Origin of the sequence: Psychromonas aquimarina ATCC BAA-1526 (assembly GCF_000428725.1) — a bacterium.
Taxonomy (GTDB): Bacteria; Pseudomonadota; Gammaproteobacteria; order Enterobacterales; family Psychromonadaceae; genus Psychromonas; species Psychromonas aquimarina.
Map to the genome: position 1 here is coordinate 57,122 of NZ_AUAM01000027.1, position 15,725 is coordinate 72,846.

Below are 15,725 nucleotides of genomic sequence, written 5' to 3' on the forward strand. Positions count from 1 at the left end.
AGTTATACGCAAACGCAGTCTAAACAAGGGATGAAATGAATTAAAAGCTAATTCGACGATCTGTTTTTTAAAAATTCAATATATGTATGCCTCAAAGTTTTGTACCTGAGAAGCTAGTGCCTGCAGTTTTGCTTTTTCCACTGAGCACCTGGTTATGCGTGCTGCACAACTAGCGTCCAAACATACGACTAAGCGTACCGTCTTTATCAATTATTTCATGTTTCAAAGCACCGGCCACATGCAGAATAAAAACGACGATTATGATATTAACTGCCTGCACATGTACAAAATGCGCGACACCAGATAACCATCCAATTTTCTCACCAGCAGCCAGCACCTGAATAGCAAATACCTCAGTGGCTCTGCCGCCGCCGATATTCAGCATCAGACCTGAAGCCGGCATTACGATAGTAGCTGCTAGCAGCAGGTAGTGAACAGACTTTGAAAGAACAGACTGCCATTTAGACATTTCAGAGACACTTGATATCGCCCCTTCTTTTATACGCCAAAACAGCCTCAAAACTGCAGCAGTTAAAACAATAAAACCCAGAGACTTGTGTACAGCGAACAATTCAAACTTTTCAGGGCCTTTCGGCAGTTCTCCTAAATAAAGGCCTAAAGCAAAAACAGCAATAAATAATAACCCCGTCAGCCAATGAAAAAGTATGGTGGGTTTTGATAAACTTTTACTCATAATGAAATAAACCTATAGTATTAATTTTGTTTCTAGTATACCCAAATAGAACAAAGTCTTCGACTGACAGGTGTGTAAAGATTGTAAATTAAGCGGGCAGTTCTACTATGCAGCAAACTGCAGATAGAACTTTATCTGAGCAAGTTTCATCTCAAAGGCAGGCAGCTAAATATTCAGGATTTATAAAATGAAAAAACCTGTGAAGCTCAACTGCACAGGTTTATATTCAGCCAGGCTGTAAAACCTTTAGTTTAACGTACTGCTGAAGCGGCTAGGATTGTTTTGTTATTATCGTCATTGCTAGAAAACATTAGTGTTCTTTGCACTGGGAATTGACCTTCACGAATATCATTAAGTTTGTAAAGTGCTGGCTCAGAACTTTCAAAAATTGAGTATGTAAATCCCCCTTTATTAGACAAGCTAGCAGTGCGCAGCATCTGTTCAGTTTTTTCACCTGAAAGGTTTAACTGGGTCATATCAATTTCAAAATTAGCGTTTGTTGTTCTAAAGCTATATACCTTGTCGCTTGTGTTGAAATAGATATGATCACCGTCAGCACTGCTGTTTACCTGCTCAACAACAGAGTCAAATTTCTTTACTTCATCTTTATTCTTAATGTAATGATATGATTTTTCTTTAGTATCAATATTTAAAAGATCACCATTTTTCAGCAGGTAAAATGTGCCGTCATCTGTTTGCAGCGTATATGCAATATTAAAATTGTCATATGAAATCCCATCATTATATATTGGACTTAGTTCAATAGTATTACTTTCTCCGTTTGTATCAATAGTAGTTGCAATAATATTGCTGTTACTGAGATTATCAGTAATGTTTGTTAGATGACTCCCTCCTAACGGTACAGGTAGGAAATCCCCTTCTAAAAGTGCAGCTTCCTCACCGCTTGCCACATTTAAAACTACAGTTTTATCATCTATATTCTTCAGCGCCAGTAGTAATCCATTGTAACTTACATGCCGACTTTTCATGCTCTTAACGTAATCATTGTTTGGCAGTAACTCTTTTAAAACAACTGTTTGGTTTTTAGCTGATGGTAAGTCAAACGAGAAGATTTTTTTCAGCCCTTGCTCTTCAATGATAAATAATGGTGCATCGGTACTGTTATGCGTAGAGCGAGCATCAATTACCTGCATATCAGCATTAATAATAGTTTCTGCTGTAATGCTGCTGTCTAATGGCCAGGTAACCCCATCAGCATTGCTAATATACTGTTTATTAGTGTATGTAAGAGAGCAGGATTGATTTTTTATTTCCAGTTCAGCCTGAACTACATTTAACATATATAAGCCATTACCCAATGCAATACTTAGATTTATTTTCGACAGCTCATCTGCACCGACCTTACAGATTTCAGGAAGCTTAGCGATACTTCCTTGTTCATTTCTATAGCTAAGAGTGTTGTGTGCAGTTTTTAAATTCTCTGCCTCGATTAAAAACATCGAAAGTGGTACTTCTTGTTCATCATTAGCAAACGAAGAAAAATCAGCAGCCAAAGCAACTTCGCCTGTACGAAACAGATCTGTATTTTTCAATGATACTGAAATATTTTGATCTTCAACTTTTGGTGTTGGAGGTTTAGGAGGTGTTGGATTGTCATTGTTTGAACTGCCGCAACCCACAAGTAGTGAAGAGATAGCTATTGCAGATAATAGTTTTTTCATTGTTGCTCCAAATAATAATAGGTTTAATGTCAAATTGGTGGTTTAATGTTATACCACACAACCAATCACAGCAAGCATTTTTGCTGGCGAGTTGTATTGATTTGGTTATTAATAATGAAGGGCTTAATTAGACCGCATAACCACCTGAGTTGTAATTGGTTGATTTAAGATGATTTTTGTATCTTCATTGCTGTAATAAGTATAATCAATAATTGATTTATTTATTTGTCACAATATCCACCTCGCTGTAAATAACGCATGTTTAATGTCAATCATTATTTGTAGGGCGAAAAGCCCCTGATAAGCTTCACAGTGACCTGATATTCTGCTTTATAAACAAAACAGGCGTAGTTACGACGTATAGAAAAAATGACTGAAGGCATAAGATCGATATTCCGCCCTCAACGCTTATTCTATGGATATGACCTGAGGGATATAGCACAGAGTTTATTGCAGACTCAGAACAAAAAATACGTTGATTCTTCCTATACTCTATAGTGATTTGGTTATATCAAAATCCAGCAGGGAGTGCGCTATGGGTAAATTAGTGTTTGTGTTTATCACCCTTATCATATCCGGGCTGCAGCCCCTTGCAGCATTACCCGCGGGCGATTCCGAGAAATATGCCCGATCCAGAGAGAATATGGTGCAAAACCAGCTCAGCAAACGCGGCATTGCCGACAAGAAGGTGCTAACGGTAATGAAAGAGATCCCCAGACATCTGTTTGTCCCGGGCGGACTGTCTTTCAGAGCATACGCGGATTCTCCCCTGCCTATCGGCGAAGGGCAGACCATATCACAGCCTTATATTGTTGCCCTGATGACTGAGCTGCTCGAACTCACCGGCAGCGAACGTGTGCTCGAAATCGGGACCGGCTCCGGATACCAGGCTGCGGTGCTTTCCAAAATGGCAGAAGAGGTGATCAGCATAGAGATCAAGGAAAAGCTCTGCTCCAAGGCCGGCAGGCTTCTAGACTCTCTAGGTTATGCTAATGTCGAAACCCGCTGCGGTGACGGCTATTTCGGCTGGAATAAAGGGGCGCCCTACGATGCCATTATGATCACCGCCGCCGTAGACCATATCCCTCCGCCCCTTTTAGCGCAGCTTAAAGACGGCGGGCGGCTGGTTCTTCCTCTGGGAAATCCCTTCAGCTATCAGAACCTTGTGCTGGTTACTAAAAAGGGCGATGACTATACTGTCTGGCAGATCTCCGGTGTGCTCTTTGTTCCCATGACCGGACACGCACTGCAGGCAGCCGGGAAAAAGCCATGATCCTCCCGGCAGTTTTCCTGGTATCCCTCTCTTCTCTTGCCTTTGAGGTACTTCTGGCAAGGATCTTCTCAATCAGTCAGTGGAATCATCTCTCCTTTATGGTGATCAGCATTGCGCTTTTCGGCTTTGCCGCCAGCGGTACCCTGCTGAGCATTCTCGATTCAAGAAAAAAGAACTGGAAAAAGCGCTTTGCAGAAGGGAAAGCGACATCGGTTTTGGTGCTTCTCTACAGCTGTTCTACGCTTATCTCCTTTATAATTCTAAGCAGGCTTCCCCTTGATTATTTCAGGCTTTCACTGGAATCGATCCAGGCATTTTACCTTTTTATCAGCTATACGCTTCTAGCCATTCCGTTTTTTTTCGCAGGTTTTATTGTACTGGCAGCTTATGTACAGCAGCCGCAGAACACAGGTTTAATCTACTTTGCCAGCATGGCGGGTTCCGCTCTGGGAACAATTCTGCCCGCCCTGTTACTGCCTTTTATCGGGGAAGGAAAACTGGTCGTGATCGTGGCGATAATCCCCCTTTGTTATCTATCTGCAGCCGCTATTATAAAGAGTAAAAAAAATATCGGCCCCCGCTTTCCGGCCCGGAATTGGTTTTTCCCCCTTACAAGTCTTTGCACTATGCTGCTGGCTGCAGTCCTGCTCCTCACTCCATGGGGAAATGCACAGGTGGCTGTCACCCCTTCACCGTATAAATCACTGAGCCAGCTTGTGCAGTTTCCCCATTCAACAGTAAGCTCGTCGGTAAGCAGCATAAGCGGCAGAATAGAAACCGTAAACAGCCCCTATATCCGTTACGCACCAGGCCTCAGCCTCAAATACAGCGGCAGCCTTCCCGTGCAGAAATCCATTTTCCGGGATGGAGACGAGCAGCTGGTTCTCTATGGAGCAGGCGGAAATCCAAAGGCGTTCGGCTTTGCACTGTTCACCCTGCCGGTGGCAGGTTATGATATTGTAACAAAACCGCAAAACGCACTTCTTATCCTAAGAGGCGGAGGAACCAGTATACCTGCAGCACTTGCTGCCGGAGTCCCGGAGCTGAGTGTTATTCATGAGAGCCCAAGTATAGCCCGAGCCATAGGGGAGCATTACAGCCTGCACACAACATCCGAAAATCCGCGAATATTTCTCAGGCACTCGCAAAAAAAATACGACATCATCCACCTGGAAAACTGGGGAACATCCCTGCCCGGATCAGCAGCACTTAGTCAGGAGTATCTTTTCACCGTACAGGCCTTCGACAAGTATCTGGATCACCTTTCTGAAAAGGGTGTGATCATTATTTCGCGCAAACTGCTTCTTCCTCCCTCCGACTCACTCCGCCTTTTTTCCACGGCGCTGCAGGCCCTGCAGGAACGCGGCAAAAAAAATCCGCAGCATCATCTTATTCTATTAAGAAACTGGGGTATTTTCACACTGATCGTCAGCAAAAATCCTATTGAAAATAGAGAAATCCCGATCAACTTTGCTGAGAAGCTGAATTTTGACATTGTTTATATCCGGAATATGCAGGCTTCTCTTGCTAACCGCTTCAATATTTTCAAACTGCCCCACCATTACCTTGCTGTCGAGCAGCTGATCCGGCATTACAGTGAAAAAAGAGATAAACAGTTTTTCGAGGATTATCTTCTAGATGCCGCACCGCAGGATGACCATAGACCGTTTCCCGGGCGCTTTATCAAATGGGACAGGCTGGGGGATCTGTACCAGAGCATGGGAAGCAGGCCCTATTCGATGCTTCTTTCCGGCGAAGTTGTCGTTGCCGTGGTTTTTTTAGAAGCGCTGGCTGTCGCGGCTCTGCTGTTACTTCTGCCCAGACTCCTTGCCAAGGGGAGAAAAAAGAAGGTTCCTTTAGCGCAGAAGCTCTATTTCTTTTCCATCGGAGCGGGATTTATGTTCGTGGAAATCTATTTTATCAAGGCCTATATCCTGATCTTCAGCAGCCCGGTGGTAAGCTTTACCCTTGTCCTGGCCGGTATCCTGCTTTCTTCCGGAATCGGCGGGTGGTGCTCTCAGAAAATGGGCAGAAATGCAGTACTCTATTCTCTTACGGCCCTATGTCCGATACTGCTTGGGATTGTTATCTTTATGGATCTGCTTGTCGATTACCTTTTAGGATTACCAGCACTTCTTCGCTATCTATTTGCCCTTCTTATACTTCTTCCGCCGGGTATTTTAATGGGTGTTCCCTTCGCTCTTGGGATGCGCAGTCTGCTTACAACACCTCTGCAGCGGGCCTATGCCTGGGCAATGAACGGCTGCGCCTCGGTTCTCACCTCCATTGCAGCTGCAGGGCTCGCCCTGCATTCCGGCATCCCGCCCATTATGCTTTGCGCAGCGGCATTTTACTTATTAGCGGCAGTTTGTTCAAAAAGTGCAGCATCCGGTAAAGAGTAAAAATATGATCCTGTATAAACATCAGCTGAACCGGCCTGACTGCAATTTTCGTAGAGTGCGGGACATTCTGCGCACATGTCCGCCTTCCCAGTAATATTTACAACAACAGGGACAGTAAAGAAAATCATTATTATGTTTAAGCACGTTATCAGGAAGCGCAAGTCGACACTGCTTAGCAGAGGGGATTTCAAGTTCACTATTACACTTTTGACAACGAGAAAAGGGACGGTAAAACCAGTTCAGCTCTATTAATAGGCTCAGCTCCTGCAAATTAGCGTCCAGACCGTTTGATAATAAAAGAAGCGTAAACGGCCGAGCCTCTTTGCACTCTGGAATAGCCCTGTCTCTCGTAATAAGCCAGCGTTCGCCATGGTTGGCCATTGCAATCACTGTGCTGTCACTGTCTCCCCTATGCGGCAGTAAGGTGTCGTATCCCGCAGCGCGCAGCCACTGTCCCGCGCCCTGAAGCATCTCGTCGCAGACAAAACGAAGAGGTGCTACAGAACAAAACGGTCCGCTGTAAATACGATCTATCATGAGCCCCCTTGCTTCGCGTTTTTTATTCTATCCTTCTGACGTATCTGCGGCGAGGTTTAATCCGCTGTTCATAACAGCAATAGACTTGTCAAAGCCGTGCCGCCTCATTATCTGGATTTATGTACTTTAAAGTCTAGTATCTACTAAGGGCTTTTCAATCGTGAATGCCGGCAGATAGAAAGGCAGAGTACGGAGAATGTATAAAACGACTGCACTTTTAAAAACACCACAAAACGCAGCCTGAATCATGTTTCAGTGCCTGCAGTTTCCCTTGTAAAACCAGAGGCATGCTATACTCACCTTGTTATTTAGTGTTTTTTGAGGGGGTATATATGGCCATTGCAATCACACTGAAAGAGTATTTTGAAAATGAAGATGTTCACTATGACACAATTAAACACCGCAGAGCTAAGACATTATTAGATTCATCGCGTTCAGCTCATCTGCCCGCAGGAAAAGTTGCTAAAGCCGTGGTACTGCAGAGCGAAGACGGCGATTACCTGATGGCGTCTCTGCCGGCAAACAGCCGCGTTTCCTTAACCGAGGTTAACGACTTTACTGGAAAACAGTACCATTTGGTCAGTGAAGAAAAACTACTGGAATTATTTCCCGACTGTTCGCAGGGAGCCGTTCCGGCAATGGGGACTCCATATAATATGAGCATGCTGATCGATGAGAGTTTATTAGCATCCGACTCAGTCTATATTGAGTCAGGAGATCATGAGAGCCTGCTCAAATTGAGTCATCAGGAATACAGCAGCCTGATCGAGAATATGGCACACAGCAGTATTCAAGGCGCAAATATCGGTTCCCCGAGGATCTGGAGTAGAACAGGCAGAAACTGGCAGATATAAATTTCAGGCATTTATGCCTGAAGCACCTGAAAATGTAGATTTATAATTATTCTAAGGCGCCTTTTACTGCAAGGCGCTTTATTCCAAAGCACCTTCGCAGGAACTGCTGAGTAAGACTCTTGCGCCAGGAATACCTGTAAAGCAGAGTGAAAAACTGCAGACACCTTTACAGCTGACAATTAAAACAGTTCGACTCTTAAACGCCCTGCTGTATTTCGCAGCTGAATCATTTTTACCATGAACAAATGACCACGCCTGAACATATGGCGCGACATATTCTGCCACATTACCAGTTTTGCGAGAGCTATCACAAACAAACAGTGATAATTCAATATCATGCGTGAAACCCATCACAGTGCAAATGTTACACTCTGTTACACTTGCTCCCGTTAAATAACCTTTATTAAAAAGCGTTACTTAGTGTTATTAAAATTTATTCTGTATTTAACAGTTAAGCTTTTTCGATGCTCAAATAAACGGGCTCATACTAATAGTTAATATTAATGGATCTCAAAAAATGAAATTTCTAAAAACGGCAGCAGCGGCTGCGATCTCGATTGCGTTATTAGCAGGATGTAATGACGAAACTACAGTCAACAACCCAGTTGCTCCAGTTGTTCCAGTTGACCCTGTCGTTCCAGTTGACCCTGTTGTTCCGGTTACCCCGACTGAACCAACCAGTGTCCGTTTCGGTACTTATAACCTCTCTTTCGATCGTACAACCTTCGAAGCGCTTGTTGCTGAGATGCAGATCACTGCTCCAGAGCAGGAAGCTTTGATGACTAAATGGTTTGCCGGAACCCTGACAGAAGAAGAGCTAAAAGTTGCAGAGAAAGTGATTCAAATTCGTAATGTCGCAGCAGTTATTCAAACAAAGCGCCCTGCAGTATTGATGATGGGCGAGTTTAACAATGACGGCCTTGGTGAAAACCAGGATGCCATCAAAGGCTTTCGTTTAAACTATCTCGCCGTACCGCAAAATGGTCTAGGTACAACTTCTGCAGAGAAGAAAATGCTGGAACCGATCCAGTTCCCGTTTGTGGAAAACTTCTCGACTAATACCGGTTTACTCAGTGAATTCGATCTAGATAGAAACGGCACTATCGCTCTGCCGGGCGATGCATGGGGCTTTGGTTTCTACCACGGCCAGTACGCGTTTGGTTTATTATCTCAGTACCCGATAGACACTGCTAATGTCCGTACTTTCCAAAACTTTAAATGGAAAGATATGCCGGGCGAAACTAACCCGACAATCACTAACTGTGACGATGAAAAATATACCATCCCTGAAGGCATGAAATGTGGAGACGAGTGGTATACAGCTGAAGCCTGGGCCCAGAAACCGCTGTCTTCTAAAAACCATGTTGACGCACCTATCCTTATCCCGACAGAAGCTGGTGAAAAGGTTGTTCATTTACTACTTTCACACCCGACACCACCGGTTTTTGATACAGTCACAGAGAACAACAAAATGTTGAACCGTGCAGAAATCGACTTCTGGAACGATTATGTAGCAAATGCTGACTACATCTACGATGATACCGGCGTAAAAGGCGGTCTAGCACTGGATGCTTCGTTCGTGATTATGGGGGATCTTAATGCCGATCCTGAAAATGGTGACGGTTTCCTTGATTCAATTCAAAACCTAATGAGCCATGAACGTGTGAATGTAGTTGCAACAGGCGGCATCTACGCACCAAACAGCTTCGGTTCAACTGAATGTGTTGCACTAGGTGACTGCGGCGACACTACTTATCCGGACCGTATCACCAGCACATTTGGTCTTCGAGTTGATCATGCCGTTCCTTCAAGCGATCTTAATATCACAGGTTCCGGCGTATTCTGGCCGGCAACCTTTGAGGAAGGCCGTTTATTGATGAACGATGAACGTGTTGGAAAATATGGTAACGGTAAAGATATCTCTTCTGATCACCGTCTAGTCTGGATTGACACAGAGATTTAATACAATAACTCATATCTAATAACGAAAAAACCGCCTTCATCGGCGGTTTTTAATTATTAAGTAATACTGCTTTCGGCTCGACGGTTCGCATAGTTAGACCTCCCGTTTTCACTCCGTTTTTTACAAGCAGGCAGAGCCGTCCCAAGGTCATAAACCAGGCGGCACATTTTTGGAAAGCCACAGTCCCGGCAATTACGCAAAAAACAGCGTCAGCTATCTCAATCTCTGCAGTATTGTTCCAGCACCTTTTTTGACAAACACTTCAGCATATGCACCGTTCAGCAGTGTCATATTCGGCGGTAAATGACCAATATCAACGTCATAAACAACAGGAATATCCAGATCCTTTGTGACTTCAATAAAAACCTCTTCACAACTAACGGCTTTACCACAGTTATCCGTAACCGCATTCCTGCCAAATAAAAGGCCATTTAAGCGATCAAATACACCTTTATACTTTAAACTTTGTAAAGCTCGCTTAAGTACAGTTGGAGACATTTCAGCATTTTCAAGATATAGAATTACGCCGTCATTTGAAAATTTGTCATGCAGTATTTCTATATCAAAATACTCAGTCCCAATTAGATGCGTCATTGTGTCAAAGCAGCCGCCGATAAGCCGTCCACTAAAGTTTACGTCATCGTGCTTTGTAACTACTTTCCAAGCCGTAGCCTCTGTTTTATTCAGCGTATAGTCAGGGTCATCAGCAAATAAGCTTCCGTCTAGTTGATAGGACTCAGATGACTGCTGAATAAACTGCGAACCTTCATTTTGCCCCAGCCAATGCAGCGTTTTTGAGATTAGCAGATCTGATTCATCAGGATGAAGATCCATTAAATTTGATGAATGCACGGTAGACCAGCCAAGCTTGCTCATCAGAGCAACAGAAACTGTGCTCACGTCGGAAAACCCGAAGACCCATTTAGGTTTAACAGCTTTTAACCGTTCATAATCAAGCAGCGGCAGTATATCCATTGCAAATTCACCTCCCCAAGGGGGAGCAACGGCAGCAATGCTGTCATCACATAAGAAATTCATTAACTCTTGAGCCCGCAGCTGTGCAGATGAACTCACATGTTTTACATTTTCACGTAAACAGCTGCCCTCAACAACCTCAAAACCTGAGTTTTTCAAATTAGCTAACACTATGTCTAAGCGTTTATGAAGCGCCTCTGGGACACCTGAAGAAAATGCTGTAACAGCAATTCGACTGCCTTTTACTAAAGGACTCGGATATTTCATGTTACTCCTTACAACTTACGATGCTGTTAATTACTTCCAGCTGAATTCGCCGTTATATGTAGTGCAGTTAGAAACTGATATGGACGCATCGTCAATATAGATCTGCTGCTTAGCTGATACTGGATAAGTTAAATATGCTGAACACTCCGCACTTTGCCCAGTGCCTACAACAACCTTTGTGCCCGGTTTAAGCGTACAGTTGACTAATTTATCTAGCGGTGACCACTGGTAACATATTTCATAGTCAGCCCGGTATTCCGCAATTTCACCAGAGGGCTTCTGAAATGCCCACCACTTACCAAATTTACTATTGGGGTTAGTACTGTTCCAGGCTCGGTAGATGGTAATTTGTATACCTTTTTTACTTGCATAAACCTGGCCCTGGCACAACTTGCCCTTATCGGGACGGCCTAATGCCTCGCTTAAAAGCTGCGCATCTTCTATAGACTCAAACTTATCTGCAAAACTCTCAGGAAGATTAGAACTGCCTGAACATAACTGCTCAGCACCAGTGCTCTGCTGTTCTTTCTCAAGCGGATGACTCGCGCATCCATAAACAGTGATGACTAATAGGCTGACTAATATGTTTTTCATTGAAAACTCCCTGATGAATGTTGATTTATTGAGGCATAACATTATGTATCAACAGCTGAAGGGATTCCCGCGCCCTTCAGATCCGCTGCAGCCAATTTGCGATAACAGCTATCGTTTGCTCCCCCCCTGCAGCCAGTCTTTGACAGCAGCCTGCACTTCAGGACCAACCACCACGCCCATATGTGTGACCCCCGGCAGCAGCGAGACCTGGACGGCAGTGTATTGCGACATCACAGGTTCAAACTGTTCAGCAAAAAAGGCATCGTCTTCCGTACCGGCGACAACCAGCAGCGGCTGCGTGACGGCGCTAAGATCTTTTTTATAGTTCCGAGGGGCGTAAGCCGTGTTGAGTCGATGAGAATAGAACAGGGTTTCTGTTCCGTCACGCGCTTGTTCGGGCATATTGAAGGTAATGGCCGTCAGAAAATCCCAGTAGTGAATACCCATCATATTGAGCATGCTCAACCCGGCAATTCGACCAGTGTAGGCATGTGCCCAGCCGCCCGAGTCAGGACGCATCGTAGGGGCATTATATTTAAGGAAAGGCGCAAGCAGCAGATAAGCGTCGGCCTGCTGAGCGTACCGGCTTCCCGCAAAGCGTATAACCAGGCCGCCGCCGGATGAATGACCGCCGATTATCAACTTGGCGCCTGGACGCTGTTGTCGAATACTGATAATAAGATCCGCCAGATCATCTTCCAACTGGTTGATGTAGTCCACATCGCCTCGTCGTTCGGGCATCGGTCCATGTCCCCGTAAATCCGGCGTATAGACCTCAGCCAGCCCTTCAGAACTGATAAACTCGGCTAAAGGCAGGAAATAGCGGCTATGCCAGCCAGAGCCGTGTACCAGGATGAGCACCGTATCCGATTGAGCCGGATAGTGCCGATACGACATGTTTTTGCCGTCTCTCGCCGCGAAGCTGTGCAGTTTCGGCAAACTTGTATAATCGAAGAATAATTCATTGAAGGCCAGACCGCCCTTCTCCGGACGGGTCTTCTTTCCTTTACCAAAAATAATAAGCATAGCGGCAATAGTGAATTGAATCACCACAGAGATGAGCAGAAAGTTAAGAATCTTTAAGAAAATTTCCATTCATTTTTCCCTCAATGATCGATATATTTTACCCGGTTTACGGGACTTTCTTCAATAAAGAGTGTCCGCTGTGAGCCTGCCAGGCACAGTAGACTTCAAAGTAAAAATGCCGAGTGCAAAACAGCACCTTGATTTACCAACAGAGTTCATAGAAAGACTCTTTATCTCTAAGAGTTAACATTGAAAAGCTGTCTATAATTAAATCGGCTGAAGCTAATTCTGATTTTTTGTGGCTGGTTAAAAGCGCAATAGTAAAACATCCAGCGTCTTTTGCTGATTTAACGCCTGCAGGAGAGTCTTCAAACGCTATACAGTTCTGTGCTTCTAAACCTAATTTTTGAGCGGCTAATACAAAGGGCTCTGGATGAGGCTTACCGTAAGCTACATCTTCTGCGCATACCATTACCTCCGGGAGTTTAAAACCTGAAGCAAGCAGACTAGTTTGTGCAACTTTTCTTGGCCCGCTCGTTGCTATAGCCCATGACTGTTGCGGGATGCTTTTAACAAAATTCAATGCGCCTTGAATCTCAGTTGCAGACTTCATAGCATCAACCGCAATACCTTTAACAGTATTTTCTTCTTTTATATTTGCATATTTCGGATCAAGCAATGTAAGCGTTTCAATTATCTTACGGCCATGAACATGGGGAAATACTTCAGAGAAATTGATATCTTTCTGTGACGACCATCTCTTCCAAATATTATTGATAACCAAACTTGTATCTACGAGAGTCGCATCAACGTCAAATATAAACCCTTTACTGGTTACTTTACTCATCTAATCTATTCCTTAATACTGCCTGCAAAACTTGAAACTCGTACACTAGCAGAACACACGCCAAGTACGAACATCATCGTTGATGTCCTTGTCTGAATTTTACTTATAGCTATCAAGATCTATTTCGTATTCTTTTAATACCGCTTGAGTCTGCAGCCTTTTTTGCCCCGCCGAAACCGCCATCACTTTTGCTACAACTTCTGATATTTCACCTTTAACCACATTTTCTTTTTTTGCCTGACGCAAATAGTAATTAGTACAAGGTTTACAGTTCATTGCGACAGCAGCCGCTAAGCCAACAAGAACTTCTGTTTTTGAATCTAAGAATTCATTCTCATGGGTAGAGTCATAAAACTCCCCGTACTTTTCCTGCTGTGCTTTAGTAAGCATAAATACATCCTTGTTTCGCAGATAGCGTAAATTTTATGGGCAAATTCTAGCGCCATTTTAAGTTACAAATTAGAGGTGTTTATAATCGCGAAGCGATAACCAGCTGTAATTTGTCTGCTTGAAAATTCTTATATGGATACATTGTACAAATTTACGGGTTTTAGTTATTCAGGTACAACTACACTGCCGGCTTCGAAAAGAAAACGAATGGAATCGCTAAAGGTCCCGCAATTAATGAAACCAACACCCAAAATAGGATTTTAGCTTTACGATGTTTCGCTACGAAATAACACAAAATAATACTGATCAAATTTACAATTATTAAGACTGCCATTTACATTTCCATTCGATTAATTGGTAATTAAGACTTAAATTTAGTCTCCGATACAGCTATTTCTTAGGTGCATGTTTAGATGTAACAATGAAAGTTCAGCTTGTTGCCGTCTAAATCTCTGAAATAACCAACATAAAAGTTATTCCCTTTCAGGTATGGCCCACCTTCGCCGGCAGCACCAAGCGCTAGTGCTTTAGCATGTAATTTATCTACGGCTTCTTTGCTGGGTGCAGACAAAGCAACCATTACGCCATTTCCCACAGTGGCATCATTTTCATCGAATGGCTTAGTCACGGTAAATAAAGGCTTTCCTTCACCAAAACTCCACGCACTCAATCGATCAGCATCAAATGCTTTAGAAGCCCCCATTTCATTAAAAATACTATCGTAAAATGATGCGGCTCTTTCTAAATCATTTGTTCCTATGGTGATATAACCTATCATATCTTTCCTCTTCTCTGGTGCTCGACAAACACATAACAGCTTATATACGTCACAGTGACACAATTACCCTGCTGTATACCTTATTCACTCAAAATATCACAATAACCAAAAAACCAAATCAATTCAATGAATTATAAATATATATAAGAGAATCGTGATTCGACAAATTTCTCACTCAAAATATATGCATGCTTTTTAAACACACCTAATATTTTCTTCTGCAAAAGGAGATAGGAAATGAGGCATGGATTCGCGTTTTGCCTTTTGCTTTGAATGGCAAAACGCAAGCCCCTGTAGCCCTCTTATAGCAGTATGTGCTTTTGCTTATATGCTGTGAGCGGCTATGCTTATATAGTTAATGCATTCAATTATTAAGTCATTCGTTATCGCATTGATTTAAATGGGTTTTCGATTGTTTAACATTCATTGTAGTACCTTATGAACTGGTGCTGTTTAAACTAACGCTTGCAGCATTTTCCAGCAAAACTTCTGTCAGCTACACAGCTCGTACAGCGTATGATTTGGAGAGTTTGAAATGAGAGTTTTCTACCACTACATGGTCATAACCGCAATGACATTGCTCTACGCCAGCTCATCAACTGCTGCAGACTTACGCGCTTATGTGAATCAATACTTCCAGGGAAAAGCCTTAGAGTATGGTTTCGGCAGCGGCACATCATCAAACAACCCTCGGGTAGTGGCAGTTACCCATTATTGTACTTCAGGTTACTACTACAGCATTGGCCAGTCTTGTCGACCCAACATAATTGCGAGAGGTTATCAATGCAGTCCATATCGAGATGACGGGAACTGGTCTTTAAAAGTCCAGGGGCAGCAGGCGACGTTATTTTGGACGTCAACTACTTACGGCCCAGGTAATTTTCCTATTTACGTGCGTAATGATGGTGTTTTTGTCGACCCTAGAGGAAACGCTTTCATATATGCTGGTGAAGCTCAGTGTTACTAGAAACACCGCCCGTACCGGCAAGAGAGAGAAAATGTGTTCACTGTCCGCAATGCCAGGGAGAAATGCAGCTGTATTTACTGCGTATCGGTACGCGTCTTATCATCAACGGCAAGACGCTCTAAAACAGGGTAATCGTCCGGCAAACAGCACATTCACCTGCCTCGCGTAGTTCATTACAGTATCTCCAAACTCATTATTGGAGATACACATGCAGGAAAAAACACGTCAGAAGTGGACCGCACTTATTGAACAGCAGCAGGCAAGCGGGTTATCCGTGGTGGAATTCTGCAATAATAATCAATTAAGCCCAAAATCATTCTACAGCCGGAGAAAGATACTCACACAAGGTAATGCCGAACCATCATTTATTAAAGTGAATACTACCAAACCACCCGCTCAAGCAAGTTCACTGCAGCTTTGCATTGGCCAGGCAAGCCTGCAGATACCGGGGGACGTTAACCCACAGTGGTTAGGTA

Annotated in this window: 16 protein-coding genes; 7 read left to right on the forward strand and 9 right to left on the reverse strand. The window is 43.6% G+C overall.

Features of this window, described 5'->3' with window-relative positions:
• Positions 1-169: 169 nt before the first annotated feature.
• The gene (locus G337_RS0111620; RefSeq protein WP_028864034.1) at positions 170-694 is read right to left on the reverse strand and encodes a cytochrome b; all 525 of its coding nucleotides are present in this window, start codon (positions 692-694) and stop codon (positions 170-172) included.
• 251 nt (positions 695-945) lie between these two features.
• On the reverse strand, positions 946-2,376 hold the full coding sequence (locus tag G337_RS0111625; protein ID WP_028864035.1) for a hypothetical protein: 1,431 nt from the start codon (positions 2,374-2,376) through the stop codon (positions 946-948).
• Positions 2,377-2,911: 535 nt separating this feature from the next.
• Between G337_RS0111625 and G337_RS0111630 the strand changes: the two genes are divergently transcribed.
• Together G337_RS0111630 and G337_RS0111635 are read left to right on the forward strand one after the other, a co-directional pair.
• Entirely contained in the window at positions 2,912-3,649 is a 738-nt protein-coding gene (locus G337_RS0111630) for a protein-L-isoaspartate(D-aspartate) O-methyltransferase (RefSeq protein WP_028864036.1), read from the forward strand.
• Positions 3,646-6,051, forward strand: coding sequence for a spermidine synthase family protein (locus G337_RS0111635; RefSeq protein ID WP_028864037.1), 2,406 nt, complete (start codon positions 3,646-3,648; stop codon positions 6,049-6,051). The genes G337_RS0111630 and G337_RS0111635 overlap by 4 nt, the downstream gene beginning before the upstream one ends.
• 21 nt (positions 6,052-6,072) lie before the next feature.
• Here G337_RS0111635 and G337_RS26130 read toward each other — a convergent pair whose 3' ends face one another.
• Positions 6,073-6,588, reverse strand: coding sequence for a Mut7-C RNAse domain-containing protein (locus G337_RS26130; protein WP_051303191.1), 516 nt, complete (start codon positions 6,586-6,588; stop codon positions 6,073-6,075).
• 332 nt (positions 6,589-6,920) lie between these two features.
• Here G337_RS26130 and G337_RS0111645 point away from each other — a divergent pair, with 332 nt between their 5' ends.
• Both G337_RS0111645 and G337_RS0111655 read left to right on the forward strand, forming a co-directional pair.
• A complete protein-coding gene (locus G337_RS0111645; protein WP_028864038.1) occupies positions 6,921-7,442 on the forward strand; it encodes a YbaK/EbsC family protein in 522 nt (173 codons plus the stop codon).
• A 517-nt stretch (positions 7,443-7,959) separates the two neighbouring features.
• Entirely contained in the window at positions 7,960-9,405 is a 1,446-nt protein-coding gene (locus G337_RS0111655) for an endonuclease/exonuclease/phosphatase family protein (RefSeq protein ID WP_028864040.1), read from the forward strand.
• A 213-nt stretch (positions 9,406-9,618) separates the two neighbouring features.
• Here the strand turns inward: G337_RS0111655 and G337_RS0111660 are convergent, their stop codons facing one another.
• From G337_RS0111660 to G337_RS0111690, 6 genes are all read right to left on the reverse strand, one after another.
• Positions 9,619-10,647 (reverse strand): S66 family peptidase, encoded by a 1,029-nt coding sequence (locus G337_RS0111660; RefSeq protein ID WP_028864041.1) that lies wholly within the window; start codon positions 10,645-10,647, stop codon positions 9,619-9,621.
• Between the two features lie 30 nt (positions 10,648-10,677).
• Entirely contained in the window at positions 10,678-11,241 is a 564-nt protein-coding gene (locus G337_RS0111665; RefSeq protein WP_028864042.1) for a hypothetical protein, read from the reverse strand.
• Positions 11,242-11,349: 108 nt separating this feature from the next.
• Positions 11,350-12,336 carry an alpha/beta hydrolase gene (locus G337_RS0111670; protein WP_028864043.1) on the reverse strand — a complete coding sequence of 329 codons (987 nt, stop codon included), beginning with the start codon at positions 12,334-12,336 and terminating at the stop codon, positions 11,350-11,352.
• A 133-nt stretch (positions 12,337-12,469) separates the two neighbouring features.
• Positions 12,470-13,114, reverse strand: a complete 645-nt coding sequence (locus tag G337_RS0111675) for an HAD-IA family hydrolase (RefSeq protein WP_028864044.1) — start codon at positions 13,112-13,114, stop codon at positions 12,470-12,472.
• Between the two features lie 99 nt (positions 13,115-13,213).
• The gene (locus tag G337_RS0111680; RefSeq protein WP_028864045.1) at positions 13,214-13,504 is read right to left on the reverse strand and encodes a carboxymuconolactone decarboxylase family protein; all 291 of its coding nucleotides are present in this window, start codon (positions 13,502-13,504) and stop codon (positions 13,214-13,216) included.
• Between the two features lie 409 nt (positions 13,505-13,913).
• Complete coding sequence (locus tag G337_RS0111690) at positions 13,914-14,282, reverse strand: VOC family protein (RefSeq protein WP_028864046.1); 369 nt, start codon at positions 14,280-14,282, stop codon at positions 13,914-13,916.
• Positions 14,283-14,817: 535 nt separating this feature from the next.
• On the opposite strand from G337_RS0111690, the gene G337_RS0111695 reads away from it, so the two are divergent.
• The 3 genes from G337_RS0111695 to tnpA all read left to right on the forward strand — a co-directional run.
• Positions 14,818-15,249: a hypothetical protein gene (locus tag G337_RS0111695; RefSeq protein ID WP_028864047.1), complete on the forward strand. Its 432-nt coding sequence runs from the start codon at positions 14,818-14,820 to the stop codon at positions 15,247-15,249.
• A complete protein-coding gene (locus G337_RS29420; RefSeq protein ID WP_281170208.1) occupies positions 15,240-15,371 on the forward strand; it encodes a hypothetical protein in 132 nt (43 codons plus the stop codon). The genes G337_RS0111695 and G337_RS29420 overlap by 10 nt, the downstream gene beginning before the upstream one ends.
• Positions 15,372-15,457: 86 nt before the next feature.
• Positions 15,458-15,725: IS66 family insertion sequence element accessory protein TnpA (gene tnpA, locus G337_RS0111700; RefSeq protein WP_028864048.1), on the forward strand; the 268-nt coding region annotated here is incomplete at its 3' end.

Bases quoted from the DNA above. Each gene is read 5' to 3' on its own strand.
- G337_RS0111695 (WP_028864047.1), top strand. From the start codon at position 14,818: ATGAGAGTTTTCTACCACTACATGGTCATAACCGCAATGACATTGCTC.
- G337_RS0111645 (WP_028864038.1), top strand. From the start codon at position 6,921: ATGGCCATTGCAATCACACTGAAAGAGTATTTTGAAAATGAAGATGTT.
- G337_RS0111680 (WP_028864045.1), bottom strand. From the start codon at position 13,504: ATGCTTACTAAAGCACAGCAGGAAAAGTACGGGGAGTTTTATGACTCT.
- G337_RS0111675 (WP_028864044.1), bottom strand. From the start codon at position 13,114: ATGAGTAAAGTAACCAGTAAAGGGTTTATATTTGACGTTGATGCGACT.
- G337_RS26130 (WP_051303191.1), bottom strand. From the start codon at position 6,588: ATGATAGATCGTATTTACAGCGGACCGTTTTGTTCTGTAGCACCTCTT.
- G337_RS0111665 (WP_028864042.1), bottom strand. From the start codon at position 11,241: ATGAAAAACATATTAGTCAGCCTATTAGTCATCACTGTTTATGGATGC.
- G337_RS0111635 (WP_028864037.1), top strand. From the start codon at position 3,646: ATGATCCTCCCGGCAGTTTTCCTGGTATCCCTCTCTTCTCTTGCCTTT.
- G337_RS0111670 (WP_028864043.1), bottom strand. From the start codon at position 12,336: ATGGAAATTTTCTTAAAGATTCTTAACTTTCTGCTCATCTCTGTGGTG.
- G337_RS0111655 (WP_028864040.1), top strand. From the start codon at position 7,960: ATGAAATTTCTAAAAACGGCAGCAGCGGCTGCGATCTCGATTGCGTTA.
- G337_RS0111620 (WP_028864034.1), bottom strand. From the start codon at position 694: ATGAGTAAAAGTTTATCAAAACCCACCATACTTTTTCATTGGCTGACG.
- G337_RS0111690 (WP_028864046.1), bottom strand. From the start codon at position 14,282: ATGATAGGTTATATCACCATAGGAACAAATGATTTAGAAAGAGCCGCA.
- G337_RS0111630 (WP_028864036.1), top strand. From the start codon at position 2,912: ATGGGTAAATTAGTGTTTGTGTTTATCACCCTTATCATATCCGGGCTG.
- G337_RS0111660 (WP_028864041.1), bottom strand. From the start codon at position 10,647: ATGAAATATCCGAGTCCTTTAGTAAAAGGCAGTCGAATTGCTGTTACA.
- G337_RS0111625 (WP_028864035.1), bottom strand. From the start codon at position 2,376: ATGAAAAAACTATTATCTGCAATAGCTATCTCTTCACTACTTGTGGGT.